The 24,938-nt window shown below is 49.9% G+C and carries 27 protein-coding genes, 3 tRNA genes and 1 pseudogene; 9 read left to right on the top strand and 22 right to left on the bottom strand.

All coding sequences use genetic code 11. The features are described from left to right. Positions 1–36: 36 nt before the first annotated feature. A complete protein-coding gene (locus ACLJNW_RS01935) occupies positions 37–594 on the bottom strand; it encodes a DJ-1/PfpI family protein (RefSeq protein ID WP_000754796.1) in 558 nt (185 codons plus the stop codon). 551 nt (positions 595–1,145) lie between these two features. Here ACLJNW_RS01935 and ACLJNW_RS01930 point away from each other — a divergent pair. Next, a complete protein-coding gene (locus ACLJNW_RS01930; protein ID WP_023204700.1) occupies positions 1,146–1,649 on the top strand; it encodes a non-heme ferritin-like protein in 504 nt (167 codons plus the stop codon). Between the two features lie 178 nt (positions 1,650–1,827). Here ACLJNW_RS01930 and ACLJNW_RS01925 read toward each other — a convergent pair whose 3' ends face one another. Continuing rightward, positions 1,828–2,466: an RpiB/LacA/LacB family sugar-phosphate isomerase gene (locus ACLJNW_RS01925; protein ID WP_000684804.1), complete on the bottom strand. Its 639-nt coding sequence runs from the start codon at positions 2,464–2,466 to the stop codon at positions 1,828–1,830. A 255-nt stretch (positions 2,467–2,721) separates the two neighbouring features. Between ACLJNW_RS01925 and ACLJNW_RS01920 the strand changes: the two genes are divergently transcribed. Together ACLJNW_RS01920 and ftnA are read left to right on the top strand one after the other, a co-directional pair. Further along, positions 2,722–3,057: a YecR-like lipofamily protein gene (locus ACLJNW_RS01920; protein ID WP_000803229.1), complete on the top strand. Its 336-nt coding sequence runs from the start codon at positions 2,722–2,724 to the stop codon at positions 3,055–3,057. Between the two features lie 239 nt (positions 3,058–3,296). Then, positions 3,297–3,794: a non-heme ferritin gene (gene ftnA / locus ACLJNW_RS01915; RefSeq protein ID WP_000920615.1), complete on the top strand. Its 498-nt coding sequence runs from the start codon at positions 3,297–3,299 to the stop codon at positions 3,792–3,794. A 45-nt stretch (positions 3,795–3,839) separates the two neighbouring features. On the opposite strand, the gene ACLJNW_RS01910 is transcribed toward ftnA, so the two are convergent. Continuing rightward, positions 3,840–4,079 (bottom strand): YecH family metal-binding protein, encoded by a 240-nt coding sequence (locus tag ACLJNW_RS01910; RefSeq protein ID WP_000377238.1) that lies wholly within the window; start codon positions 4,077–4,079, stop codon positions 3,840–3,842. A gap of 226 nt (positions 4,080–4,305) precedes the next feature. Between ACLJNW_RS01910 and tyrP the strand changes: the two genes are divergently transcribed. Beyond that, positions 4,306–5,517 carry a tyrosine transporter TyrP gene (gene tyrP, locus ACLJNW_RS01905; RefSeq protein ID WP_023204702.1) on the top strand — a complete coding sequence of 404 codons (1,212 nt, stop codon included), beginning with the start codon at positions 4,306–4,308 and terminating at the stop codon, positions 5,515–5,517. 74 nt (positions 5,518–5,591) lie between these two features. On the opposite strand, the gene ACLJNW_RS01900 is transcribed toward tyrP, so the two are convergent. From ACLJNW_RS01900 to uvrY, 10 genes are all read right to left on the bottom strand, one after another. Further along, positions 5,592–6,257: a YecA family protein gene (locus tag ACLJNW_RS01900; RefSeq protein ID WP_000781520.1), complete on the bottom strand. Its 666-nt coding sequence runs from the start codon at positions 6,255–6,257 to the stop codon at positions 5,592–5,594. Positions 6,258–6,494: 237 nt separating this feature from the next. Further along, complete coding sequence (locus ACLJNW_RS01895; protein ID WP_000240837.1) at positions 6,495–6,821, bottom strand: glucose-6-phosphate dehydrogenase; 327 nt, start codon at positions 6,819–6,821, stop codon at positions 6,495–6,497. A gap of 260 nt (positions 6,822–7,081) precedes the next feature. Next, entirely contained in the window at positions 7,082–8,521 is a 1,440-nt protein-coding gene (locus tag ACLJNW_RS01890; protein WP_077910363.1) for an SH3 domain-containing C40 family peptidase, read from the bottom strand. A gap of 212 nt (positions 8,522–8,733) precedes the next feature. Beyond that, positions 8,734–9,066 (bottom strand): hypothetical protein, encoded by a 333-nt coding sequence (locus ACLJNW_RS01885; protein ID WP_023209714.1) that lies wholly within the window; start codon positions 9,064–9,066, stop codon positions 8,734–8,736. Between the two features lie 249 nt (positions 9,067–9,315). Next, positions 9,316–9,402, bottom strand: a tRNA-Leu gene (locus ACLJNW_RS01880). An 11-nt stretch (positions 9,403–9,413) separates the two neighbouring features. Continuing rightward, positions 9,414–9,487, bottom strand: a tRNA-Cys gene (locus ACLJNW_RS01875). A gap of 51 nt (positions 9,488–9,538) precedes the next feature. After that, positions 9,539–9,614: transfer RNA gene (locus ACLJNW_RS01870), tRNA-Gly, on the bottom strand. Between the two features lie 151 nt (positions 9,615–9,765). Then, positions 9,766–10,314, bottom strand: a complete 549-nt coding sequence (gene pgsA / locus ACLJNW_RS01865) for a CDP-diacylglycerol--glycerol-3-phosphate 3-phosphatidyltransferase (protein WP_001160192.1) — start codon at positions 10,312–10,314, stop codon at positions 9,766–9,768. A gap of 56 nt (positions 10,315–10,370) precedes the next feature. Beyond that, the gene (gene uvrC, locus ACLJNW_RS01860) at positions 10,371–12,203 is read right to left on the bottom strand and encodes an excinuclease ABC subunit UvrC (RefSeq protein WP_001289468.1); all 1,833 of its coding nucleotides are present in this window, start codon (positions 12,201–12,203) and stop codon (positions 10,371–10,373) included. Next, the gene (gene uvrY, locus ACLJNW_RS01855; RefSeq protein WP_000611323.1) at positions 12,200–12,856 is read right to left on the bottom strand and encodes a UvrY/SirA/GacA family response regulator transcription factor; all 657 of its coding nucleotides are present in this window, start codon (positions 12,854–12,856) and stop codon (positions 12,200–12,202) included. The genes uvrC and uvrY overlap by 4 nt, the downstream gene beginning before the upstream one ends. A 311-nt stretch (positions 12,857–13,167) precedes the next feature. Here uvrY and ACLJNW_RS01850 point away from each other — a divergent pair, with 311 nt between their 5' ends. Together ACLJNW_RS01850 and ACLJNW_RS01845 are read left to right on the top strand one after the other, a co-directional pair. Next, a complete protein-coding gene (locus ACLJNW_RS01850; protein WP_000546186.1) occupies positions 13,168–13,323 on the top strand; it encodes a hypothetical protein in 156 nt (51 codons plus the stop codon). Continuing rightward, the gene (locus ACLJNW_RS01845) at positions 13,320–13,544 is read left to right on the top strand and encodes a DUF2594 family protein (protein WP_000106483.1); all 225 of its coding nucleotides are present in this window, start codon (positions 13,320–13,322) and stop codon (positions 13,542–13,544) included. The genes ACLJNW_RS01850 and ACLJNW_RS01845 overlap by 4 nt, the downstream gene beginning before the upstream one ends. A gap of 66 nt (positions 13,545–13,610) precedes the next feature. Here the strand turns inward: ACLJNW_RS01845 and sdiA are convergent, their stop codons facing one another. From sdiA to ACLJNW_RS01800, 9 genes and pseudogenes are all read right to left on the bottom strand, one after another. Next, complete coding sequence (sdiA, locus tag ACLJNW_RS01840; protein ID WP_001157167.1) at positions 13,611–14,333, bottom strand: transcriptional regulator SdiA; 723 nt, start codon at positions 14,331–14,333, stop codon at positions 13,611–13,613. A gap of 230 nt (positions 14,334–14,563) precedes the next feature. Next, positions 14,564–15,316 (bottom strand): L-cystine ABC transporter ATP-binding protein TcyN, encoded by a 753-nt coding sequence (gene tcyN, locus ACLJNW_RS01835; RefSeq protein WP_001273033.1) that lies wholly within the window; start codon positions 15,314–15,316, stop codon positions 14,564–14,566. Beyond that, the gene (gene tcyL, locus ACLJNW_RS01830; RefSeq protein WP_001158238.1) at positions 15,313–15,981 is read right to left on the bottom strand and encodes a cystine ABC transporter permease; all 669 of its coding nucleotides are present in this window, start codon (positions 15,979–15,981) and stop codon (positions 15,313–15,315) included. Before tcyL ends, tcyN begins: the two co-directional genes overlap by 4 nt. A 20-nt stretch (positions 15,982–16,001) precedes the next feature. Further along, complete coding sequence (gene dcyD / locus ACLJNW_RS01825) at positions 16,002–16,988, bottom strand: D-cysteine desulfhydrase (protein WP_001128188.1); 987 nt, start codon at positions 16,986–16,988, stop codon at positions 16,002–16,004. Positions 16,989–17,141: 153 nt separating this feature from the next. Then, the gene (gene tcyJ, locus ACLJNW_RS01820) at positions 17,142–17,942 is read right to left on the bottom strand and encodes a cystine ABC transporter substrate-binding protein (protein WP_000761628.1); all 801 of its coding nucleotides are present in this window, start codon (positions 17,940–17,942) and stop codon (positions 17,142–17,144) included. Positions 17,943–18,088: 146 nt separating this feature from the next. Beyond that, on the bottom strand, positions 18,089–18,640 hold the full coding sequence (fliZ, locus tag ACLJNW_RS01815; protein WP_023204633.1) for a flagella biosynthesis regulatory protein FliZ: 552 nt from the start codon (positions 18,638–18,640) through the stop codon (positions 18,089–18,091). A 58-nt stretch (positions 18,641–18,698) separates the two neighbouring features. Continuing rightward, a complete protein-coding gene (locus ACLJNW_RS01810; RefSeq protein WP_001087453.1) occupies positions 18,699–19,418 on the bottom strand; it encodes an RNA polymerase sigma factor FliA in 720 nt (239 codons plus the stop codon). Between the two features lie 196 nt (positions 19,419–19,614). Further along, positions 19,615–20,820 (bottom strand): annotated as a pseudogene (gene fliB, locus ACLJNW_RS01805) (flagellin lysine-N-methylase). Between the two features lie 78 nt (positions 20,821–20,898). Beyond that, positions 20,899–22,419 (bottom strand): FliC/FljB family flagellin, encoded by a 1,521-nt coding sequence (locus ACLJNW_RS01800; protein WP_020438185.1) that lies wholly within the window; start codon positions 22,417–22,419, stop codon positions 20,899–20,901. A 256-nt stretch (positions 22,420–22,675) separates the two neighbouring features. Here ACLJNW_RS01800 and fliD point away from each other — a divergent pair, with 256 nt between their 5' ends. From fliD to fliT, 3 genes are read left to right on the top strand one after another with little or no spacing between them, the layout of a single operon-like run. Beyond that, positions 22,676–24,079: a flagellar filament capping protein FliD gene (gene fliD, locus ACLJNW_RS01795; RefSeq protein ID WP_023204636.1), complete on the top strand. Its 1,404-nt coding sequence runs from the start codon at positions 22,676–22,678 to the stop codon at positions 24,077–24,079. Between the two features lie 14 nt (positions 24,080–24,093). Further along, entirely contained in the window at positions 24,094–24,501 is a 408-nt protein-coding gene (fliS, locus tag ACLJNW_RS01790; RefSeq protein ID WP_000287764.1) for a flagellar export chaperone FliS, read from the top strand. Next, on the top strand, positions 24,501–24,869 hold the full coding sequence (gene fliT, locus ACLJNW_RS01785) for a flagella biosynthesis regulatory protein FliT (protein WP_000204899.1): 369 nt from the start codon (positions 24,501–24,503) through the stop codon (positions 24,867–24,869). The genes fliS and fliT overlap by 1 nt, the downstream gene beginning before the upstream one ends. The last annotated feature ends 69 nt before the right edge of the window (positions 24,870–24,938 follow it).

The raw sequence follows: 24,938 nt of genomic DNA, 5'->3' as shown, positions 1-24,938 counted from the left end.
AGCCAGCTAATCCTTACGGCCCTGGGTGAATAACGATTACCAGGGATAATAGATATGTTCAGCCTGTTCGCGAACCGGCGCATCGTCTCCCAGCAGTCTGGCGGAAAGGGTTAGCGCGAAATCAAAGACATGACCCAAGCCTTTGCCGCTAATTAAATTACCATCTTCAACAACGGGCGCATCCACATAGACACCTTCCGGAACCGCTTTCCACAGGTCGCCGGAACAGACATAACGACGCCCCTTCAGCAATCCGTGAGCACCCAGCACCCTTGCCGCCGCGGAACAGATAGGACAAATAAATTTCCCTGCCGCATCATGACGCGCAACGAAAGCGATCACCGCCGGATTAGCCGCCAGATTAGCGCTCCCCTGCGGACCGCCCGGCAGCACTACCGCATCAAAAAGCGCCTGCTGGCGTTCACTCAGCGTGCTGTCCGCAACCATAGGAATATCATGGTAACTCACCACCGCCCGTGATTCAGCACACGCCAGCGTTTCGACGTCGATATGCAAACGTCGCAGAATATCAAGAGTAACAATGGCCTCTGCTTCTTCAAATCCTGGCGCCAACAGCACCGCGACCTTTTTCATTGACTGCTCCTTGTTAACGAGTCACCCATCAAAACTGCGCTTAACCGAATAACGTGCTCGTATGATTAATGACATTAAAAATGATCTACCGCAAAATCGGCTAGTTTATAAAAACAGGCATATTTGCTCTCAACCGTTTATGCGTGTGATATCCAGACTGACTAATGTTTTATTTTATTGAAATTAACATACTTGAAAGGCTTAACCCATGATCTGAAACAATGTTTCATAAATTACAAATCTATATAATATCATTTAACTTTCAAATGGTTGCAACTGCTCCTCATCCAAAATCATTACACCTGAAAAAATCACACCGCTGAAAATGTAAAAAAAGATAAACAATTGCATTTAAGGATTTTCTTATTTTTATTGACGCGCTATTCTCATTACCGATCGATAAACAGGAAATGAGATCGCATAAGGGACTGGCGGAACGGAGTTCTTCTGCTAAGAGTATTTATTGTGCATAGAGGTAAGAATGTGACAACGGCCCGTTGCATTCTCGTCTGTCATGCACATCAACACTTTCTGGAAATAAGGATATTGTTATGGCAGCTGTAGGAATGGTTCAAAAGCTCAACACGCCAATGAACCTTGAGTTTTACGCATCAAATCTTTACCTCCATCTAAGCGAATGGTGTTCTGAACACAGTTTAACAGGCACCGCCACCTTTCTTCGTACCCAGGCGCAAGGCAACGTGACGCAAATGATGCGCATGTTTAATTTTATGAAAAACGCCGGCGCCACCCCTATCGTTAAAGCCATTGACGTTCCGGGTGAAGAGCTCTGCTCTCTGGAAGAATTGCTCCAGAAAACCCTGGAGGATTATCAGCAACGCGCCAGCACGCTGTCGCGTCTGGCAGATGAAGCGAAAGCGCTGAATGATGCCTCAACGCTCGATTTTCTCCATACCCTGGAAAAAGAGCAGCAGCAGGATGGCGTACTTTTACAAACTATTCTCGAAGAAGTTCGCAGCGCTAAACGAGCAGGGCTATGCCTGGCGCAAACCGATCAGCATCTCCTTAACGTCGTGACCTATCAGCATCACTGATAGCGGCACCCCGAGCGACAATATTGAGACGTTATTAGCCGGATAGCAACGCGAAGCAGCTTATCCGGCCTACACCGTTTCTGATCTGTTTGCCAGAGGTGGTGCCTGTCGCTACTGGCGTATTATCGGCACATCATGCCAGCCGACAGGCGCGAAACGTCTCTGTCTTGTCCGGGCATTACCCCAGCATCTCACGTACAAACGCTTCTATTTCTTTATTCTGGCCGTTTTCAAACAAACATTGCTGGAAACGCGGCCCTGAAACCGCCGTTTTAACCAGTTCAGGATCGATAGCCCGTAGTGTATCCAGATAATTCTCTTTGACGACCGCGGCCTTAACCTGGTTCAAAATGCCCGCATTGCGTACCTGCGGCGCTTTGCGCTCAGGCGGATACCCCTCGCCTTTACGCCCGGTAAACGCTTTTTCAAAGATGAAACGCACGTTCAGCTCAGCGCCCCAGCCAAAGCCTTTCGCAAATGGCAGGGACAACGCATTGCCGTTGTTGATCTGCGCAAACAGAAAAGCATCTGCCGGATCGATGCAATAGCCACAAATGACACCTGGATGAATATTTAACGACATCAGCGCGCCCTGACCGGTGCCACAGCCAGTAACCACAAAATCAACCGCGTTTGCATTAAGCAGAATACTCGCCATGATGCCTAAATGAATGTACGTCAGGTGATGGTCATTTTCGTCGCACATGCCAACGTTAAAAACGGGAAATCCCTTTTCATTGGCGACGGCGCTAAGTTCGTTATAAATGATGGCATTTTTGCTGGCCTGGCTATTTTCCATCATCAGTGCAATTTTCATCGTGTTCCTCCTGAATGCAGACGGTCGCGTCTGCGTAAATCATGACGTTTTGCCCACACTACACACTTAAGAACACGCATTCAAATTTAATGAAACCAAGTTTCATTAAATGAAGAGACGCTCACACATTTTCTGTTCCCGCTGTAAACCCCCTGCCGTTACCTTTAATCAAGGCGAATCCGTAAGTTATTCCAGCCATTGACGGTGCAAGACACGAGGTAGCATGGTCTGATACCGAACTGTCGGAGCGATTTTATGAAGCCTCTTATTTTTACTCTTTCACTGCTAGCCCTGACGGGATGCACCATTACTCGACAAGCGCAGGTCAGCGAAGCCAGCCCGATAAGCGGCATCGTGCGCTTGACGTATAACCAGCCGCTATTTTTTACTTCACGGACAGATGACTATGTATCTCACGGGACCGCAACACGCGAATGCCAGCAGATGGGCTATGCCGATGCCGTTTCGTTTGGTCAGCCGGTAGGAACCTGTAGCATTTATGCGGGCTCGTTGTGTCTGAACACCCGATTTACCCTCTCCTGGCAGTGCCGGGGCGTTGCCGTCCCGCAAATCATGCCGCTTTATTATTAAGGCGGCTGGCTTAACGCCGACACCATGTACAATGGAGGAGAGTGCAAGGTCGCTATTGCCAGCATGAAGGTGCTGGCTTTCCTTTATTTTTATACCCTATACACTGGCGTTAATGCGTTTTATTCCCATTCGTATTTTTAATAATTAAATTTAATATTTTACCTTTTGCAAATAATAAAATAACAAATTATAGTGGCGCCACATTACCGTATATCTTTTGCTATTTGTGGAGCGGAACCATGCTGAAAACAGAAATGATCGACAAACTGAATGAGCAAATGAATCTGGAGTTGTACTCCTCCCTGCTCTATCAACAAATGAGCGCGTGGTGTAGCTATCACAGTTTTGAAGGCGCGGCCGCATTTCTTCGTCGCCATGCGCAAGAAGAGATGACGCATATGCAGCGCCTGTTTGACTACCTTACCGATACCGGAAGCCTGCCGCGCATTAATAGCGTTTCTTCGCCCTTCGCTGAGTACACCTCACTGGATGAACTGTTCCGCGCGACCTATGAGCATGAGCAGCTTATTACGCAAAAAATTAATGAACTGGCTCATGCCGCAATGACCAGCCAGGATTATCCGACATTTAATTTCTTGCAGTGGTATGTGGCAGAACAGCATGAAGAAGAAAAACTGTTCAAATCTATTATTGATAAATTAACGCTGGCGGGAAAAAGCGGCGAAGGGCTTTATTTCATTGATAAAGAACTCTCCACCCTGGATACGCAAAATTAATCCAGCACGTCCTTACACGGTGAGACGCGCTCTCACCGTGGCGTATTAATGGCGGCAGATTTTACTCTCATGCGTTGAAAAACCGTCCTCCACCGCAATAAACTTTCCTTTCGCCGCCAGAAACGCGACCAGTTCCGCCGCCGTCATATCTGACGCTGAACAGGTGTGAAATCGTGCCCGCTCGCCAAAGCGCGCTTTTATTGCCGCCTCCAGCGAGGTATGCGTGTACTGCTCGCCAGACTCAATCATCATGTTGAGTACTTCGTGACCGTGAATGGAATCCATAACCCCTCCTGAATAAAACTCGTAGCCTAATGTGTCCTTGTGCGAGCGACTTTGCGCTAGCGCAGGTTTGCGGCGGTTGTCCGCGTCTCCTCTCATATTCGCTTTTATGCCCGAAACTGTAAACTTTACAGTACACCAATTGTAACGACCATTTGACGAAAATAGCGTAATGCCTTACCCTGCGCCGCGGATATCACCGTTCTTTGTTACCGGGGTAGTAGAAAGCGTGAAAAACAGAACTCTGGGCAGTATTTTTATCGTGGCAGGCACCACTATCGGCGCCGGGATGCTGGCAATGCCGCTGGCAGCGGCTGGCGTTGGTTTCAGCGTCACGCTGGGATTGTTGATTGGCCTGTGGGCGCTGATGTGTTATACCGCGCTACTATTACTGGAGGTATATCAACACGTTCCGGCGGATACCGGACTGGGCTCGTTGGCAAAACGCTATCTTGGACGTTACGGACAGTGGCTTACGGGATTCAGTATGATGTTCTTAATGTATGCGCTCACCGCCGCCTACATTTCCGGAGCCGGAGAATTACTGGCATCCAGTATTAATAACTGGCTTGGCGCCACGCTCTCGCCCGCTGCCGGGGTGCTGCTGTTCACCTTTGTTGCCGGTGGGGTGGTGTGTGTGGGCACCTCGCTGGTCGACCTTTTTAACCGCTTCCTGTTTAGCGCAAAGATCATTTTTCTGGTCATCATGCTTGCGTTGCTCACGCCACATATTCATAAAGTAAATCTTCTTACGCTTCCTTTACAGCAGGGGCTGGCATTGTCCGCCATACCGGTCATTTTCACCTCGTTTGGTTTTCACGGAAGCGTACCGAGTATTGTGAGTTATATGAACGGCAACATTCGCCGGCTGCGTTGGGTCTTTATGACGGGTAGCGCCATTCCGCTAGTGGCCTATATTTTTTGGCAGCTCGCCACGCTGGGAAGTATCGACTCGCCGACATTCAGAGTGCTACTGGCCAGCCATGCCGGGTTAAATGGCCTGCTGCAGGCGCTCAGAGAAGTGGTCGCTTCGCCACATGTCGAACTGGCGGTCCACCTGTTCGCCGATCTGGCGCTGGCGACCTCTTTTCTGGGCGTAGCGCTAGGATTATTTGATTACCTGGCCGATCTATTCCAGCGCCGCAGTACGGTGTCCGGACGCCTGCAAACCGGGCTGATTACCTTTCTGCCGCCGCTGGCGTTTGCGCTTTTCTACCCACGTGGATTTGTGATGGCATTAGGCTATGCCGGCGTAGCGCTGGCAGTGCTGGCACTACTCATCCCTGCCATGCTGGTCTGGCAATGCCGTAAACAGAGCCCTCAGGCGGGATATCGTGTGGCAGGCGGCACGCCAGCGCTGGCGCTGGTGTTTATCTGCGGCATTGTCGTGATTGGCGTCCAGTTTTCGATCGCACTGGGGTTCCTGCCCGATCCAGGTTAACGCCAGGCAAAGATTACCGGGCCCGGACGCCGTCCAGGCTCGATAATCATCACGCTATGGCCGTTTACGAGCCATTAATGCAGGCAGCACTGCTTAAATTTTTTGCCGCTCCCGCATGGACAAGGATCGTTACGCCCCACTTTCACCTCTGCTTTTATCGGCATCTGTAGCGGCGTCGTGTGCGGATGCGCCATCCACCAGGCATGCAGCTCAAGCGCCGCGATACGGATAGCGTCAACGCTTTTATCGAACGCTTCCGGGCTCATTTTATCCAACAGCGCAAAGTTTTCTTCCGTGCCGTGTAAGGCAATCGCTTCCAGCGCCGGTTTTAGCGTATCCGGCAAGTCAGACCAGTCGGACAGCGACACTCCGCGCATGTAACCAAAGCACCATTCTTCAACAATCGTTAATTCATGGCCATCAACTTCTCGCAGGCCAAACAGCGGCTCGAACTGTTCTGGATAGTCTTCAAGCCGGGCGGCTGTGTCCGCCATGTGCTGGAACACCAGATCCATAAATCGCGTCATTTCTTTTTCAGATGTCCAGCGCGGTACGTACGCGGGTCCCCCCCATATCGCGACCAGCCACTGTTCCGGGTCGATGGGACGCGGAGAACTTAGTACCGCAGTAATCAGACCGTCCAGCTCCGCGACATCCAAAATGGCCTGATCGGTATTGTATTTCGTCAGCACATCATCCAGCCATTCCAGCTCGTTCTCGTTTAATGGTTCCATTTTCATAACGCTTTTCCTCAGTGATGACTTCCGCCTGTAGGCCTCTTACATTGCAGCGGATAAAAATAATTTTTTTGCAGGCAGTTGGATGGCAACCATCAGGGGCCAGATTAACACGAAATGAGGAGGATTCCGGAAGTTAACGCACAAAAGGAGGATCAGGGCGCAGATTTTCCGCCAGGAAGCGCTCGCCCCACACAAAAGCGAGAGATGGGTTTCTCGCTATATTATACTCATGCTAACTTATACCACCGCCGCGGACAGATAAAACCGCCCTCTCAAATAGAGCTTATTTTCAGTAAAAAAGTGTTTAATGAGTTCGTCTACCGCTTCTCTGTCAGCAGAAAAGGTTATTTCCATAAACAGCGTATCGTACCCTATTTTGATATTTTTTTTCTTACAGTAAACACGGATCTCATCCTGCACACTCAGCAACGGCAGGCTAAATGTGTATAGCGGTTGCGGTTCTTTTTTCGCCGCTTTCTCAAAAACTTTAGTGACCAGATCCCCAAGATCGCGCTCTGACCGGGCACCGTTATTAAAATGCAATAAATTACGTCTTTTTACCACCCAGCCTCCAGCCAGATACCGCCAACAATAACTCTCACTTCAATGTGTGAGGCACATAATCACATCCAGAATCAGCTCCAGAATCAGCTCCAGAATCAGCTCCAGAATCAGCTCCAGAATCAGCTCCAGATAGTATTTCAAATAAACAGCCCGCACTATAGCGCATACTTTTTTCAGACACAGTTTACAGGGATACTCTCTTTATATCCACGCGCACGGTTGCCTTAATCATGTCTTCCGCGATAACACAGTTTGTCAACCTATTCTATATAACCAAGCTTAAACAGAACCTTACCAGCCAGTGATATCAGCTCAGGATTTTCAGGATAAAAACGCAGTAACGGCAAAAATACCGCCTCACCGATAATGCTCCGGCTATTAGCATGGTTTGGGCGCAATCCCCAGATATTCTGATAAGTCATCGGCACGACCTGCCCATTCATGGTTGTGTTACCGATATACAGCATAATATGCCCTGGAATATAGACCAGCGTAGTAAACGGTTTTCCGTATCTGGTGAGATAATCGATCCGCATTTGGGGACTTTTATGACTAAGATCGACCACCCGTCCAGCAGCCTCTACCTGCGCGGATGAATGTCTGGGCAGGAATATGCCAAACGGCATTAACAGGCTGCGGACTTCGGCTGAACAATCATTATAAAAGTTAAAATTTCCCCAACCGTAGGGGGCGCCGTGCATTGCTTTCATTAGCACGGCGATATTTTCCGGCGTCATTTTCCACGGCATAGCCGTAAACTCGTTACCGCTTAGCCAGACCCAATGGATAAACGCGCGACCGTTGCTGCCGCGAACTGGCGCCGCAATCAGGAACTGGCCCGCCCGTTGATGTCGGAACGGTAAAATAGTGCCCGGTCGCCCGGTGAAATAATAGACGCCTGCGACATGGACAGAAACCGGCGCGTTGATAAATGCCCCCAGTTGCTTATGAGCAAGCAAAACCCACTGTGTTATAAATTTCTGATCCGTACTGGCAATATCTTCACTATGAACCCAGCCAGTTACCGCTGGTGAAACGACATATTGCCAGCGTTGGTCTTTGCTCTTCGTCAGCGTATAGACCGGCGTACCGGGACGCAGCGAAGACATTTGTAAATTATCAAACGGATACCCCTCGCCTGCCTGACGGGGATCGTTAAAGAGCGGGTCGTCCGTTGGCAGCGCTCTGACTAAACTTTCTCTGACCATAATGCCTCGCCGGGAGGCATGATAGATATTGTCAATCTGCGTATCCGTATTCCCTCTAACCTCCTCTTTCCAGCGAGAGGTATAAAGTCTGAAGTTTTCCCCCCAATAAGCACTGCCGTCGCTAAGAAACTGCTTAATACTGGCATCCCGGGCCTGTGCTGCATTTTTTTTCAGCAATGCGGTAATATAAAAACCATTCCACGGCGAGTGCGCTTCACTGTCCATTCCGAAATAATGAGATTTTAGTGCGTGAAAGTAGCGCTGTTGGGTAGCACTATCAATAACCGGAATAGTGTAATCAGCCGAGTCCGGAGGTATCCATTTATCAACCGACTGTGAATAATCCGCTAACGGAAAGCGTGTTTTTGTCGGGTCAATATAGCTCCCTGCGACAATTTCATCTTTGGCTGTTGATCGGTAGGTCGTCTGGTGGCAAGAGGTGAGGCACAATGGTATCAATAAAACGGCCCAGGTTTTCTTTTGCATCATCATCTCCGTAAAGCGGGGAAAGCATAATATAGAGACTGACCAAAACCGCCATTCACGAAAACCCGAAATTATCTGTAGTTGACCTGTTATTAAGACAATATTGCAAAACGTGATTAAAGCATGAAGCGGATCACATTACCTAGTGATGAATATTAGTTCGCTATCTACCTTTAATTAAATTGTGCAGACCCCCCCCTGAACAGTTATATACTCGTTTAATTTGCATAAATACTCCACTGGCCCGCCCCTGTTTTTTTCAGACAATACATATTGTAGCGCGTCAGTTCTACTTTTTTTATATACTCTGCAAAGTCGTTTTCATCGACGTAGCCAATAAAATTACGCGCATCACATGTTGAAGAGGAAGGCTCTCCTGGAAGAGAGTAGGTTACGATTGCACTCTCAGGCTCATACAAAATAAAAAAAAGTAAAAAAGCGCAACCTACAATCCCAATATTAATGAAGCTAATAAATAATTTTGCATTATCGGTATATTTCACTGGCAGACCTACTCTCTTTAATAAAGCAGGCATAAAACATATCAGCATTTTTTATAGAGATTAATGGATTTTATCGGCTGATTTACCCGACGTTTAGTATTTACCAGGCATAAGTTCTTGCGGGTCGGTAGCACATAACTGTTGTACTGGCAGAAATGCCGCTACCGATGTTTTTTACTGTATATCGCACTGGAGAGTTCACGCTCGCGGTCGGCATACAAACTGAAGGCACAAAAAAACCACCCGTAGGTGGTTTCACGACACTGCTTATTGCTTTGATTATTCTTGTCTTTCCCATGGTACCCGGAGCGGGACTTGAACCCGCACAGCGCGAACGCCGAGGGATTTTAAATCCCTTGTGTCTACCGATTCCACCATCCGGGCTCGGGAAAAATTGGAGGCGCGTTCCGGAGTCGAACCGGACTAGACGGATTTGCAATCCGCTACATAACCGCTTTGTTAACGCGCCAAATTTTTTGGCCTTTCAGCCAGCATCCGCTTTACGCCAATGCTTTCAAACTGGAGCGGGAAACGAGACTCGAACTCGCGACCCCGACCTTGGCAAGGTCGTGCTCTACCAACTGAGCTATTCCCGCAGTATCAAGCAACTTTGTTAATCACTTGATTTTGTTATCGTCTGGCAATCAGTGCTGCCGTTCGATGCGTTGCATTCTACTTACCTGACGCACTGAGTCAACGATATTTTTCGTCACTCACGATCGTTTGCTGAAATTTGCGGCGAAACGATCACTGATCAAGCAAATCTCCACGTGCAGCGCTCAAATATTGCAACATGGACCACAATGTTAGCACCGCTGCGACAAAGAAAAGCGCGATCCCGGCATACTCTACCCAGATATTCGGACGCCACAAGAGCCACGCCAGCGCCACCATCTGCGCGGTAGTTTTGACTTTACCGATCCAGGAGACCGCTACACTACTGCGTTTGCCCAGCTCCGCCATCCATTCACGCAGAGCAGAGATAATAATTTCGCGGGCTATCATCGTCGCCGCAGGTAACGTCACCCACCAGCTATGATAATGCTCGGTGACCAGCACCATGGCGATCGCCACCAGCACCTTGTCGGCGACGGGGTCGAGGAAAGCGCCGAAACGCGTACTCTGGTTCCAGCGTCGCGCCAGAAAGCCGTCAAACCAGTCGGTAATCGCGGCAATACAGAAAATCAGCGCGCTGACCATCGGCGCCCAGGCGAACGGCAAATAAAACACCACGACAAAGAATGGAATCAGGATGACGCGAAACAGCGTGAGCAACGTAGGGATATTAAATTGCATAGTGACGGGTAACTATCTGTTGTCAGTGAAATTACCCCTATGTTGCTACAGTGGCCTCAATGTTTCAACGACCAGAAGATCTTTTCTGCCAGACCTTGCGAAATACCCGGCACTTTTGCAATTTCTTCTACGCTGGCGTTACGTAGTCCTTGCAAACCGCCCATATATTTCAGCAGCATCTGGCGACGTTTAGGCCCAACGCCTTCAATAGTTTCCAGCGTACTGGTATTTTTAACCTTCGCGCGTTTTTTACGGTGCCCGCCGATCGCGTGATCGTGCGACTCATCGCGAATATGCTGAATAACATGTAGCGCCGGCGAGTCCGGCGGCAGGCTAAACCCCTCGCCTTCCGGTTCAAAAAAGAGTGTTTCCAGACCGGCCTTTCTGTCCGCGCCTTTGGCGACGCCAAGCAGCAAAGGGCGATGCTTATCCCAGGGGACATCCAGCTCAGCAAAAACGGCTTTCGCCTGGGCGAGCTGCCCTTTTCCGCCGTCGATCAGAATAACATCCGGAATCTTACTTTCTTCTATAGCCTTGCCATAACGCCGACGTAGCACCTGATTCATCGCCGCGTAGTCATCACCCGGCGTGATACCCGCGATATTATAACGACGATACTCGGCGCGTAACGGCCCGTTAGCGTCAAATACCACACAGGATGCGACCGTTTGCTCCCCCATGGTATGGCTGATGTCAAAACATTCCATCCGCTTGATCGCAGGAAGTTTTAATACCGCCGCCAGCGCGGTCAAACGCTGCGTGATGGTGGACTGCTGCGAAAGTTTAGTGATTAAGGCCGTTGCCGCGTTGGTCCGCGCCAGCTTGAGATAACGGGCGCGATCGCCACGCGGTTTTGTCTGGACATGAATACGCCGTCCGGCAAGTTCCGACAACGAGTCGGCCAGCAGCGTTTTATCACTCAGATTAAAATCGAGCAGTATCTCGCCCGGTAGCGTGCGCATCTGGCTACCCTGCAGGTAAAACTGCCCGACAAAGGTTTCCACCACTTCGCCCAGTTCCGTACCGCCAGGCACTTTTGGAAAATAGCTGCGGCTGCCCAGCACCTTACCCTGGCGAATAAACAACACATGCACACAGGCCATACCCGCATCAAAAGCCACACCGATCACGTCGAGATCGTCGCCCGCATTGGAGACAAACTGTCTCTCCGTGACCCGGCGTACCGCCTGGATCTGATCGCGAATACGCGCCGCCTCTTCAAATGCCAGATCCTGGCTGGCCTTTTCCATCCGGGCAATCAGCTGTGTTAAGACCTGGTCGTCCTTGCCGGACAAAAACAACCGGACATACTCCACCTGTTGCGCATACTCCTCCTCGCTGACCAGTCCTGCAACGCAGGGGCCTAAGCAGCGGCCAATCTGGTATTGCAGGCAAGGACGCGAGCGGTTGCGATACACGCTGTTTTCGCACTGGCGGATAGGGAAAATTTTCTGTAACAGCGCCAGCGTTTCCCGCACGGCATAGCCATTAGGAAATGGGCCGAAGTACTCGCCTTTCGCATGTTTGGCGCCACGGTGCATCGCCAGACGCGGATGGGTATCGCCGCTCAGAAAAATAAAAGGATAGGATTTATCATCACGCAACAACACGTTGTAACGCGGTTGATACAACTTGATGTAATTATGCTCAAGCAGCAGCGCTTCCGTTTCGGTATGCGTTACCGTGACATCAATGTGTTGAATTTGCGCAACTAGCGCTTCGGTTTTACGCGAAGCCAGGTTGCTGCGAAAGTAGCTGGAAAGACGCTTTTTCAGGTCTTTTGCTTTACCGACATAAATAACCGTACCGCCGGCGTCATACATACGATAGACACCGGGTTGGCTGGTAACGGTTTTCAAAAACGCCTTTGCGTCAAATATTTCACTCACTGGCTTGTTAACGTCTCCGCATTACACAGGCCATGGCGGATTGCCAGGTGAGTCAGCTCAACATCACCATGAATGTTTAATTTACTGAACATACGATAGCGATAGCTGTTCACCGTTTTAGGACTGAGATTCAGCTGTTCTGAAATCTCATTGACCTTCTGACCCTTGGTGATCATCAGCATAATCTGCAACTCGCGTTCAGACAAACTGGCGAACGGCGTTTCCGTTTTTGCAGGCTCGATCTGACTGAGCGCCATCTGCTGAGCGATATCGGAGGCGATATAACGTTGTCCGGAATACACCGAACGAATAGCGCTCACCACCTCCTGAGGCGCAGCGCCTTTGCTGAGATAGCCAGCTGCGCCAGCCTGCATCACTTTGGCGGGCAACGGGTTTTCCGTATGGACGGTCAGCATGATCACTTTGATATCCGCTGTCGAGCGGGCAATTTTACGCGTCGCCTCAAGGCCGCCAATACCGGGCATGTTCATATCCATCAGCACGACGTCAACGGCGTTAGTACGGCACCATTTTACCGCATCCTCTCCGCAGCACGCTTCACCGACAACTTTAATGCCCTTTATATCTTCAAGAATGCGTCGTATCCCTGCGCGCACCAGTTCGTGGTCATCAACAAGAAGAACGTTGATCAAAGGAATATCTCCAGAATAGGGATAACGCTACTGATAGTTAATCGCCCTTATATTAGCTGGTTTTATCTCAACTTTGAAACGTAAAAAAACACCGGGTATTCGATTTTGTTCTCGTTTTTGGAAATTATGTTGTACGTCGTGTGGCAACTGCCAACGTTGTAGCCCCTTCTGACAGCGCTGCCCCGGGCTGCTATTTCATAATGGTGACAAAAATTTCACGTTCCGCTGTCTAAACACTAATTAGGGAATCAACTTTGTAACAATAATTAACGAGTAAAATACGCGTAATAAACAAAGAATGAAGAAAATATATGCATCACGCGGCAACGTTTATTTTGTGGGTAACCCCTCCGCTTTTTGATCAAAAAACAACCACTGCTATTTTTAGCGTAGCTTATGGTATACTCCGCCGCCTTAACATCTGCTATCGCACATTTTCACTGAAACATAACGAGGAAAATAAATGAGTACGCCTGATTTTTCCACCGCTGAGAATAATCAAGAACTGGCTACTGAAGTCAACTGCCTGAAAGCCATGTTAACGCTGATGCTGCAGGCGATGGGCCAGGCCGATGCAGGGCGCGTGATTCTTAAAATGGAAAAACAGATCGCGCAGATGGATGATGAAGCACAAGCGGCGGTATTTTCCAGTACGGTTAAGCAAATTAAACAGGCTTACCGCCAGTAGTAAAAAACCGGCTGTTAGCATCGCTTTCAGCCGGTTTCGCGTCTGGTGCGAAGCATCGTCAGCACGTCATATCAGACCTGTCGCCGCAGCGTAGCAGGCAATCTGTGTTTTATTTGGCGCATTGAATTTCTTCTGCATGTTTTTCTGATGGAAGTTAACGGTATTTTCAGAAATCGACAGAATAATGGCGATCTCCGATGAGGTCTTCCCTTCCGCCGTCCACTTCAGAATCTCTTTCTCACGTTTACTGAAACGCATCTCAGGCGCCATCACCATGTCGTCTTCAAATCTTGTCAGCGCCGAAAGACTCTCCCGCGCCAGCAGTTGCAACCTCAGCTCCACTTCATCGTAGGTAAACGAGGAGCAGCGTAAACTGCTACGGGAGAAAGATAAAAAGCCCAGCGCCCGGTTCGGCAACATCACACACTGGGTTACGCCTCTGCGTAATCCGAAACGCTGGGCGGCATCCCACATCGCCTGCGCTTCATGAAATAGCACGTCATCCCAATGTAAATGACCTTGCCTGAAATTTTCCGGCTTTAATACCGGATCGATCGCAAAATAGTTTTCGGACTGATAATGCGTTACCCACGCCGGAGGATAAGTGGTACGAAGCGATATTTTAGGCCGGGTAAAGGGGACGGGATGACGAACACACAGGGCATAATAATCAAATTCCAGCCGCTGTGTCTGATATTGCAATTCAGTATAAACATCCTCTGCTGCCGCCATCTCCTGAAAGCGTAACAACATTGCGCGTCGCCAGGTGAAGAAATCATTTTCCTGCATATTTTATTGCCACGCCTTTGATATTGATAATCATTATTATGAATGACTTAAATTAACACATAAATAGTGTTTATATATAAGAAATATCGGACGAAACGTAGAATACTTGAGCGGCATTACACTTTTGGCTTCCGCCTGAGAGCGAGGTTAATAATCTGGCAGAATGACTTCATAATTATTCATTGCGCTCGCCCAAGGCGCGGCTAATTCGGGCGAGCGTTGAAAAGGCATTATTTCACTAAAAATTTCTCAAGGAACTGGCGGGTACGCGGATGCTGAGGATCGGCGAACAAGGTTTTCGCCGGCCCCTGCTCAACGATTTGCCCCTGATCCATAAATATTGCCCGGTCAGCCACGTCACGCGCAAAGCCCATTTCGTGAGTGACGATCACCATCGTGCGCTTTTCCTGCGCCAGCTGGCGAATCGTATTAAGCACCTCGCCGACTAATTCAGGATCAAGCGCCGACGTGGGCTCATCAAACAGAATCACTTCCGGGCGCATCGCCAGCGCGCGCGCAATCGCCACGCGCTGCTGTTGCCCGCCCGACAGGCGGCGCGGATAACGGGTCTCTTTACCGGCCAACCCGACTTTGGCTAACAGTTCCCGCGCCAGCGCCGTCGCCTCGGCTTTCGGCTCTCCCTTTACAATCACCGGACCTTCAATGATATTTTCCAGCACGGTACGATGCGGGAACAGGTTAAAACTCTGAAAGACAAAGCCGACATGCTGACGTAGCTGGCGAATCAACCCTTTTTGCTGGCTGAATGGGCGGGCGGTATCGATGATAATATCGCCCACTTTAATGGTACCCGCTTCCGGTTGTTCCAGCAGGTTAATGCAGCGTAATAACGTTGTCTTCCCTGAGCCGCTCGGGCCGATAATGGCGACGACTTCTCCGGGCTTCACCTCAAGGTCGATACCGTGCAGCACCGTTTGACCATGAAATTTTTTGACCAGGTTGGTGACTTCGATAGCACTCATTTTGGCTCTCTCTCCTGGCGGTTAAGCTGGTTTTCAAAATAGTTTTGCAGTGCCGATAAGACGGTCGCCATTACCCAGTAGATTAACGACGCGGCCAGATACATGGTAAACACCTCCAGCGTTCGCGAGGTAATTAACTGCGCCTGGCGGAACAACTCCGGCACCTGAATCGTCGCGGCGAGCGACGTATCTTTCACCAGGCTGATAAAGCTGTTGCTCAACGGCGGAAGCGCGACGCGAGCCGCCTGCGGCAAAATAGCGCGACGTAGCGTTTGCCACGGCGTCATGCCAATGCTCGCCGCCGCTTCCCATTGTCCCTTGTCGATAGCCGAGATCGCCGCGCGCAGCGTCTCGGACGTGTAAGCCGCGGTATTGAGCGATAAACCAATCATCGCCGCCGGGATAGGGTCCAGCTCAATCCCAAATTGCGGCAGGCCGTAATAGATCATAAATAACTGGGCGATAAGCGGCGTACCGCGAAAAATCGAGATATAAAAGCGCGCCAGCCAGCGAACCGGCCATAGCGGAGACATCCGCATCAGCGCCAGCACAAATCCCAGCAGCAGACCAAAAAACATACCGCCAATACTCAGTTGCAGGGTAAAGACGGCGCCTTTAAGCAAATACGGCAGCGATTCAATAACCAGTTGGATACTTTCTTGCATTCGCGTTGATTACCTGGAGGTTATACATGAGGATGGTAGGCAAACAGCGCAGGTGCCCCACCGGTGTGAATAAAGAGAATCGGCCCGTCATCGTTAAAGCGTTTCTGGCTGATGCCGTCTATCAGACCCGCCATCGCTTTACCGGTATATACCGGATCCAGCAGCACTCCCTCCAGGCTCGCCAGCAGTTTCACCGCCTCCATCCCCGCGTCATTTGGCACGCCGTAACCCGGGGCAAAATAGTCATCCCATAAATGAATATCCGCCGTCGCCGTCAGCGCCAGCTGACCGGCAATAGCCTGCTGCAAGGCAATCACTTTGGGTTTCTGCTCGGCGACAGAACGTGAAACGGTCACGCCAATCAGTTCGACATCCGGCATCAGATGTTCCAGCCCGACAGCTAACCCGGCGTGCGTTCCGGCGCTGCCGGAGGCCACCACAACCGAAGAGAGCCCGACAACTTCTTCACACTGCTGGGCGATTTCCAGGGCGCTCTCTACGTATCCCATTGCCCCCAGCGCGCTGGAGCCGCCGACCGGAATCACATAGGGCCTGAACCCTTGCGCTTCAATGCGCGTCGCCAGCGTTTGCAGCTGCGCATCCGGATCGGTTAGCGCATCGCACATCTCAATTTGCGTATTAAATAAATCCAGTAACAGGCGATTACCATTCGTCAGGTAATTTTCCGCGGTGGTACCGATTGGATTTTCCAGCAAAGCGACGCAATGCAGCCCCAATTTGGCCGCGACCGCCGCCGTCTGACGGACATGGTTCGACTGAATCGCCCCTGCGGTTATCAGCGTATCCGCCCCTTCTCGCAGCGCGTCGGCCACCAGAAACTCCAGCTTACGCAGTTTATTGCCGCCCATTGCAATGGGCGTAACGTCATCGCGCTTAATGTAAATCTCACGGCCAAGATAATCAGACAATCGCGGCAGGTATTCGAGCGGGGTCGGCGCGCCAATAAGCTCCAGGCGAGGAAAGCGCGTTAAGTGATGTAGTGGCATTGAGCCTCCGGTAACGTTGTGGTGTGTTCTTTTTATTATGCACGTTGATCTAACGGAAATAAAAAAGGCGCCGATTCACGCGCCTCCGTTTGCTGACATAGTATGAGGTTGATATTGCCCGGCGGCGCACTGCCTGCCGGGCAACGTAGAGCATTATTGGGTCACGTCAGCGCCAAACCATTTTTCGGAAAGCGCTTTTAAGGTGCCATCTTTTTGCATTTCCGCAATGGCGTTATCTACCGCCTTCAACAAGTCTTCGTTGCCTTTACGTAACGCAACGCCGGACTCCTGACGCGAAAACGCATCACCGGTGACGGCCAGCGTACCTTTGGTTTTTTTCACCAGATCCAGCGCCGCCAGACGATCGACTAAAATCGCGTCAATACGGCCTACGCGCAGATCCTGATATTTTGTAGGATCATCGTCATAAGTACGGATATCCACGCCCTGAACATGTTGACGTAGCCATTCTTCATAGTTAGTCCCCAGCCCAACGCCGACTTTTTTGCCCTGCAGATCGGCCGCCGTTTTGATCGTGCCTTCATTGCCTTTTTTCACCAGCGCCTGAACGCCGGAGACAGTATAAGGCGTAGAGAAATCATATTTTTTCTTGCGGACGTCTGAAATCGTGACCTGGTTTATCACTACATCAATGCGTTTAGAGTCCAGTGACGCCAGCATTCCGTCCCATTTGGTCGGCTTCAACGACGCTTTAACGCCCAGATGTTTTGCCAACGCCTCGGCGAAATCGACTTCAAAACCGGTTAATTTGCCGTCGTCGCCCTGAAAGCTAAACGGCGGATAGGTACCTTCCAGCCCTACCAGCAGCGTGCCGCGTTCTTTAACTTTGTTCAGCAAACCCTCATCGGCAAAGCTCTTCGCGCTCATTCCCGCCACCAGCGCTACAGCCATTACTCCCATCAGTGCCTGACGTCCCAGCAGTGCTAATTTCATAGTAACCCCGAATATTGCCGTTAATGACCATAGACTGTGTCCCGCCATGGCGCATCGTCACGTCTCGCGAACCTTTGGGGGACTCAGCCTAATGTAGAAGGTTTGCCACGTTTCACCAACACGACTCTGCTACATCTTATGCTTTTTTAATATATATCAGAACTGGCGGTAAAGGGGGATTTCTGTCTGGGCGCAATCTGCTGATGCGCTTTATATTGCTGGTATTTACGTAGTGCGATACGGTAATTATTGGTGCTGGTTTCCGGCAACCATGGCGCCAGGCTTTCATCGAGAAAAACGTCCTGCAGCAGATCGTGGGAAATGTTTTGCTCGCTGAGGTAATTGCCAAGACGTCGTAAACGCACGACATATTCCCGCACCGTGCCATGACTCATCTCGGTTTGTTCAAACAAATACTGTTTGAAACCGATAATATCGAAAAAATCACTCTGCTTTTTGCAGTGCAAATCGCCGCAAAAGCGACACAGCGCCACCCACTCCTTCTGCTCCCGCTGCCAGGCAGCGTCGTCAAGTAGCATATCCAGCTGTGAAATAGCGATTTTATTAACGATCTTGCCACGGCGAACCAGCGTAATGCGGTCGAGCAGTTTGTGACAATGCGCGCAATGCGTCTGGCTGTGTTTAAAGTCTTTAAGATAGCGGCTCAAGGGCCGCCTTTTAGGTTGCTGCACCGTCATGAGAACTCCTGGTAGTCTATACGTTGTGCGGCACTTTTCGGGTGCGATCATGCGCGACCTATAACTTACCCAGTTTGGTGCGTAATCGTTTGATGGCCTGACTATGCAACTGGCTGACCCGCGATTCGCCAACTTCCAGTACCGCGCCAATCTCTTTGAGGTTGAGCTCTTCCTGGTAATACAGCGTTAACACCAGTTGCTCGCGTTCCGGCAGCGATTCAATCGCGTCCATTACCCGCTGTCGCAGGTCGCCCTCCAGCAGTTGATGTAACGGGTTTTCCTGTTGATGTTCTTCAGTCACCAGTTCGATGCTATCGCCATGCTCTTCCCGCCACTCATCGTAAGAGAAAAGTTGGCTGTTGTTGGTATCGAGCAACATCTGACGATACTCCGCAACAGGAATGCCAAGACGTTCCGCCACTTCGGTTTCCGTCGCATTACGCCCCAGTTCCTGCTCCAGTTGTCCCATCGCCTGCGCCACTTCGCGGGCATTACGCCGGACGCTACGCGGCACCCAATCGCGGCTGCGTAATTCATCCAGCATCGCCCCACGAATACGCTGCACTGCGTAAGTGGTAAATGCCGTTCCTTGCAAAGCGTCATATCGGTCGACCGCATTTAATAACCCGATGCCGCCCGCTTGTAGCAGATCGTCCAGTTCCACGCTCGCCGGCAATCGCACCTGCAGGCGCAATGCTTCGTGACGCACCAGCGGTACATAACGCTGCCACAGCGAGTGTTTATCCATTACACCTTCAGCGGTATACAGTGAATTCACGATAAACAGCCCTGCGTTAAATGAGTTATCGGCATGATTATCCGTTTCTACAGAGGGTTCTATCGAAGGAATAAGGCTATAAAAGAAGGGTTATTTCACTTATGTAACCTGTAGCACCTTTTTAGCGGCTCAAAGAGCAGAATAAAATCAGCCAGATAGGATAAACGGGATGCGCAAAAGCCCACCCCGAACAAAACTATGTCAGAAGATGAATCATCGACAGATCGTCGCCAGTACGCACCGTTTCTATATGGCGATGAAAATTCTTCGCCACCTCGCTGTTATGCTGGCTGCGGGAGTGAAAACTATACACAATATTGGTAACGTCATCCCACTCAAGCCGCCCGCGCTCATGCACGCTGGCTGCCGTTAATAGCTTAATAAAGGCATATTCCGCCACGATAATATACAGCGCGCGTAACGGGTCGACATTCGGCTGGTTGGGGAAATTATTTTCCCAAATTTTATAGAGAATTAAATTTCTGAAGGCCCAATTCTTCTGCTGCTCATCCGCCTGTAAACAGCGCGCTAATGAGGACTCAATATCGCTAACCTTCTGCTCCATTGAAACGCCCTCTTCCGCCGTCAGCACCCGCAGAAGGCACTGGATGTAGTGATCGAGGATAACACTGCCACGATTAAGCGGGAGCGAGCGGAAATAGTTCTGCATCTGCAATACCAGCGAGGTTTTTACCTTGCTATCCGGCGCGATATTCATCAACTCCTGCGCCAACACGCCGGTCTGCAACTGCTCAAGTAACGCGGCATACACCTGTTCCAGTTCGCCCAGCGCCACATCATCAATTTTGGCAAATTTCTGTGCATACATGACAAATTTAATCAACGCATAGAGCGCAGCTTCCGTACTGCTGTTGGCATGGTTGATCAGACTCAGGCAAAACAGATTGAGTAACTTTTGCTGCGCTGGAAATAACGGCGCAGTATTGAATGTCTGCTGAATGATTTTTTTTTCGCCGAGCGCCATCGCGTCAGGATCGTTTAAAATACGCGACGTTACCTCCGGGCAGGCAAGACTCAGGGAGTTATGTACCTCATTTTTATAGGTATGGTGCGCCCGCGGGAAAGAGGAACAGGTATGACTTAATGCCTTTGCGCCTAACGTTTTTTATACCCGGCACAGACGGTCCTCATCCAGATAAGGACAATTCCCCAGCGCCGAAGGCAGCTTAATTTCGCCCCAGTGGCTGTTGTTCTTTTTCAGCAGAATAATATTATCTTGCGCGATGGTACGAATCGTCGCGTCTTTACTGGCGAGATACTTTTTGACCGTCGTCTTATCCAGCGTGATTTTCCAGCCCTTACAACAGTGATCGCTGCAGGCCGAGCCAGAACAGGAAAAGTGGGTGACAAAGGCAGGTTCAGTGACGGTGATTTCTTTCATTACACAGGCTCCAGAATTAAAAAAGGCAGCTTTCGCTGCCTTGATTGTGTACCACGTGTCGGTGAATCAATCGCCGGATTAACGCAGTAAAGAGAGGACGTTTTGCGGAACCTGGTTAGCCTGCGCCAGAACGGAGGTACCGGCCTGCTGCAGAATCTGCGCGCGAGACATGTTGGAGACTTCGGTCGCGTAGTCGGAATCTTCGATACGGCTACGGGCAGAAGACAGGTTATTTACGGTATTGCCCAGGTTGGTGATAGCGGAGTTGAAACGGTTCTGTACCGCACCCAGGTCAGAACGAAGTGTATCAACCTGTGCCAAGGCAGCATCAATTTTCTGCAGTGGGTTTTCAGTCTTATCTGTATTAACCTCTTTAAGCTCACCGCCTGTTCTGAAGTTATGTTTGTCAAGGTCGCTTGCTAAGTAAGTTTTACCATCGGTAGCAGTAACAACTTCAGATTTACCATTTGCGCCACCAAATTTCACAGCTCCAGTTTGAGCAACGCCAGCACCATCTGTATAAGTGGTTGTTTTAGCAGTAATTGTACCTGTTTTCTCATCATATGTAGCGGCATAGAAATCGTCGCCCATTTTCACTGCATAGCCACCATCAATAACCTTACCGTTTTTATCCTCAAACGATAGTTTTACAAGGCTAGTATTGTCCTTATCGGCACCAGTAACCCCTGCAGCAGCAAGTTGAGCCGCAACTGTGGTCGTATCAACACCCTCTTTTGTTACTTCAGCAATTTGGTTGTGGGTTATAGTGGCCGTTCCCCGAATAGCTGTAGCTTCCGCAGTTGCTAACGGAGTTTTATCAGTCGTATCAATATTAACTTTCTTTGTAGTTTCATCATAAGTGGCTTTATAAACACCAGCAGAAGCACCGCCTTTAACATCTAAATAGTATTGACCATCTTTAAATTTGATATCAGCCCCAGTAACCCCCGTTGCACCACCGCCAATTGCAGTTTGGATATCAGTATTGCTCTGGGCTGTAATAGTATCTGTACCATTTTTATAGGTAGTTTTATCAACGGTTACAGCAGTTTCTTTCGGGGTGTAGGCATCCTGGACATTAAGCTTATCAAGTCCCAGTGTTTTAGAGCTAATTTCTTTTAAATCAATATCAATAGTTTCACCGTCGTTGGCACCAACCTGGATGGTCAGGGTGTTGTCCTGCGCCAGGACTTTCACGCCGTTGAACTGAGTCTGACCGGATACACGGTCGATTTCGTTCAGACGCTGGGTGATTTCAGCCTGGATAGAGTCAAGGTCAGACTGGGAGTTAGTACCGTTAGCAGACTGAACCGCCAGTTCACGCACACGCTGCAGGTTGTTGTTGATTTCGTTCAGCGCGCCTTCAGTGGTCTGCGCAATGGAGATACCGTCGTTAGCGTTACGGGAAGCCTGAGTCAGACCTTTGATGTTCGCGGTGAAACGGTTAGCAATCGCCTGACCTGCCGCATCGTCTTTCGCGCTGTTGATACGCAGACCGGAAGACAGACGCTCGATAGCGGTGCCCAGAGCGGACTGGGATTTGTTCAGGTTATTCTGGGTCAACAGCGACAGGCTGTTTGTATTAATGACTTGTGCCATGATCTTTTCCTTATCAATTACAACTTGATGTTATTGGGCTGTTGCCCACGGTTTCTCACCGTAACCCTTGTATCGGCACCTGAATTTCGAACTTTAGAAAATTTTTCACTTCCCCCGATCTTTTTCTTAGGCGGCGAAATAGCCGCTTTATGCATCATTATTCCGCGCATTATTTTTGCAAAATTATCATTAAACTTTGCCTCCAGATTGCCGATAACGCGCTTAACTACTGTTTGCAATCAAAAAGGAAGAAGGCATGGCTTCAATTTCATCATTAGGTGTGGGATCAAACTTACCGTTAGACCAGTTGTTGACAGACCTGACAAAGAACGAAAAAGGACGCTTAACGCCAATTACCAAACAGCAGAGCGCGAATTCGGCAAAGCTAACCGCCTATGGCACATTGAAAAGCGCATTAGAAAAATTCCAGACGGCAAATACCGCGTTAAATAAAGCGGATTTATTTAAGTCTACCGTGGCGTCCAGCACGACAGAGGACCTCAAAGTCAGTACTACCGCAGGCGCTGCCGCAGGGACTTATAAGATTAGCGTAACCCAGCTTGCCGCCGCGCAGTCGCTGGCGACAAAAACCACCTTCGCAACCACCAAAGAGCAGTTGGGCGATGCGTCGGTCACGTCCCGGACAATTAAAATTGAACAGCCGGGACGTAAAGAGCCGCTGGAAATTAAGCTGGATAAAGGCGACACCTCCATGGAGGCGATCCGTGACGCCATCAATGACGCCGACAGCGGTATCGCCGCCAGCATCGTTAAGGTCAAAGAGAACGAATTCCAGTTGGTGCTTACCGCCAATAGCGGTACCGACAATACGATGAAGATCACGGTGGAAGGCGATACAAAACTTAACGATCTACTCGCTTATGACAGCACCACCAATACCGGCAATATGCAAGAGCTGGTGAAAGCAGAAAACGCGAAGCTGAACGTAAACGGCATCGACATTGAGCGTCAGAGCAATACCGTAACCGACGCCCCTCAGGGAATTACGCTCACCCTGACCAAGAAAGTGACCGACGCGACCGTGACGGTAACGAAAGATGATACCAAGGCGAAAGAGGCGATTAAATCCTGGGTGGATGCCTATAACTCGCTGGTGGATACCTTTAGCTCGTTAACCAAATATACCGCCGTTGAGCCGGGCGAAGAAGCCAGCGATAAAAACGGCGCGCTGTTAGGCGATAGTGTGGTTCGTACTATCCAGACCGGGATTCGGGCACAATTTGCCAATAGCGGCAGTAATTCTGCGTTCAAAACAATGGCGGAAATTGGCATCACCCAGGATGGGACTTCCGGCAAACTGAAGATTGATGATGATAAGCTGACCAAAGTACTGAAAGATAACACAGCCGCAGCGCGTGAGCTGTTGGTAGGCGATGGTAAAGAAACGGGTATCACCACCAAAATTGCCACCGAAGTGAAAAGTTATCTGGCGGATGACGGCATTATTGATAATGCGCAGGACAACGTTAACGCCACGCTGAAAAGCCTGACAAAACAGTACCTGTCCGTTAGCAACAGCATCGATGAAACCGTTGCCCGTTACAAGGCCCAGTTTACCCAACTGGATACCATGATGAGTAAGCTGAATAACACCAGTAGTTATTTGACCCAGCAATTTACAGCTATGAACAAGTCCTGATAACAGAGGTCACCATGTACACCGCGAGCGGTATCAAAGCTTATGCGCAAGTCAGCGTGGAAAGCGCCGTGATGAGCGCCAGCCCACATCAGTTGATTGAAATGTTGTTTGATGGCGCGAATAGCGCTCTGGTGCGCGCTCGCCTGTTTTTAGAACAAGGCGATGTTGTCGCGAAAGGTGAAGCGTTAAGCAAAGCCATCAATATTATCGATAACGGGCTGAAAGCCGGCCTCGATCAGGAAAAAGGCGGTGAGATTGCGACGAATCTTTCCGAGCTATACGACTATATGATTCGCCGTTTACTGCAGGCTAATTTGCGTAACGACGCTCAGGCCATCGAAGAAGTGGAAGGGTTACTCAGCAATATTGCAGAAGCCTGGAAACAGATTTCACCGAAAGCATCTTTCCAGGAGTCTCGTTAATGACCTCAACCGTGGAGTTTATCAACCGTTGGCAGCGTATTGCGCTGCTCAGTCAATCGCTGCTTGAACTTGCGCAGCGAGGTGAATGGGATCTCTTACTGCAACAAGAGGTCTCCTATCTGCAAAGTATTGAAACGGTGATGGAAAAGCAAACTCCACCGGGCATTACGCGAAGTATTCAGGATATGGTCGCCGGATACATCAAACAAACGCTGGATAATGAGCAGCTCCTGAAAGGGCTGCTGCAACAGCGACTGGATGAACTGAGTAGTTTGATCGGACAATCCACCCGCCAAAAATCACTCAACAACGCTTATGGGCGTCTTTCCGGTATGTTACTCGTGCCAGATGCGCCTGGCGCCTCATAATATTTTCCCGTCTCGTATGAAAATTCTTCCATACTCCAGAGGTCGGCTAAACGACTTCTGGAGCACGGA

Source organism: Salmonella sp. SAL4457, from assembly GCF_046548235.1.
GTDB classification, from domain to species: Bacteria; Pseudomonadota; Gammaproteobacteria; order Enterobacterales; family Enterobacteriaceae; genus Salmonella; species Salmonella enterica.
This window is presented reverse-complemented; position numbering and strand designations above follow the sequence as displayed.

Excerpts from the sequence above, each read along its gene's own strand:
- ACLJNW_RS01935 (WP_000754796.1), bottom strand. The coding sequence starts at position 594 with ATGAAAAAGGTCGCGGTGCTGTTGGCGCCAGGATTTGAAGAAGCAGAG.
- ACLJNW_RS01930 (WP_023204700.1), top strand. The coding sequence starts at position 1,146 with ATGGCAGCTGTAGGAATGGTTCAAAAGCTCAACACGCCAATGAACCTT.
- ACLJNW_RS01925 (WP_000684804.1), bottom strand. The coding sequence starts at position 2,466 with ATGAAAATTGCACTGATGATGGAAAATAGCCAGGCCAGCAAAAATGCC.
- ACLJNW_RS01920 (WP_000803229.1), top strand. The coding sequence starts at position 2,722 with ATGAAGCCTCTTATTTTTACTCTTTCACTGCTAGCCCTGACGGGATGC.
- ftnA (WP_000920615.1), top strand. The coding sequence starts at position 3,297 with ATGCTGAAAACAGAAATGATCGACAAACTGAATGAGCAAATGAATCTG.
- ACLJNW_RS01910 (WP_000377238.1), bottom strand. The coding sequence starts at position 4,079 with ATGGATTCCATTCACGGTCACGAAGTACTCAACATGATGATTGAGTCT.
- ACLJNW_RS01900 (WP_000781520.1), bottom strand. The coding sequence starts at position 6,257 with ATGAAAATGGAACCATTAAACGAGAACGAGCTGGAATGGCTGGATGAT.
- ACLJNW_RS01890 (WP_077910363.1), bottom strand. The coding sequence starts at position 8,521 with ATGATGATGCAAAAGAAAACCTGGGCCGTTTTATTGATACCATTGTGC.
- ACLJNW_RS01885 (WP_023209714.1), bottom strand. The coding sequence starts at position 9,066 with ATGCTGATATGTTTTATGCCTGCTTTATTAAAGAGAGTAGGTCTGCCA.
- pgsA (WP_001160192.1), bottom strand. The coding sequence starts at position 10,314 with ATGCAATTTAATATCCCTACGTTGCTCACGCTGTTTCGCGTCATCCTG.
- ACLJNW_RS01850 (WP_000546186.1), top strand. The coding sequence starts at position 13,168 with ATGCATCACGCGGCAACGTTTATTTTGTGGGTAACCCCTCCGCTTTTT.
- ACLJNW_RS01845 (WP_000106483.1), top strand. The coding sequence starts at position 13,320 with ATGAGTACGCCTGATTTTTCCACCGCTGAGAATAATCAAGAACTGGCT.
- sdiA (WP_001157167.1), bottom strand. The coding sequence starts at position 14,333 with ATGCAGGAAAATGATTTCTTCACCTGGCGACGCGCAATGTTGTTACGC.
- tcyN (WP_001273033.1), bottom strand. The coding sequence starts at position 15,316 with ATGAGTGCTATCGAAGTCACCAACCTGGTCAAAAAATTTCATGGTCAA.
- tcyL (WP_001158238.1), bottom strand. The coding sequence starts at position 15,981 with ATGCAAGAAAGTATCCAACTGGTTATTGAATCGCTGCCGTATTTGCTT.
- dcyD (WP_001128188.1), bottom strand. The coding sequence starts at position 16,988 with ATGCCACTACATCACTTAACGCGCTTTCCTCGCCTGGAGCTTATTGGC.
- tcyJ (WP_000761628.1), bottom strand. The coding sequence starts at position 17,942 with ATGAAATTAGCACTGCTGGGACGTCAGGCACTGATGGGAGTAATGGCT.
- fliZ (WP_023204633.1), bottom strand. The coding sequence starts at position 18,640 with ATGACGGTGCAGCAACCTAAAAGGCGGCCCTTGAGCCGCTATCTTAAA.
- ACLJNW_RS01800 (WP_020438185.1), bottom strand. The coding sequence starts at position 22,419 with ATGGCACAAGTCATTAATACAAACAGCCTGTCGCTGTTGACCCAGAAT.
- fliD (WP_023204636.1), top strand. The coding sequence starts at position 22,676 with ATGGCTTCAATTTCATCATTAGGTGTGGGATCAAACTTACCGTTAGAC.
- fliS (WP_000287764.1), top strand. The coding sequence starts at position 24,094 with ATGTACACCGCGAGCGGTATCAAAGCTTATGCGCAAGTCAGCGTGGAA.
- fliT (WP_000204899.1), top strand. The coding sequence starts at position 24,501 with ATGACCTCAACCGTGGAGTTTATCAACCGTTGGCAGCGTATTGCGCTG.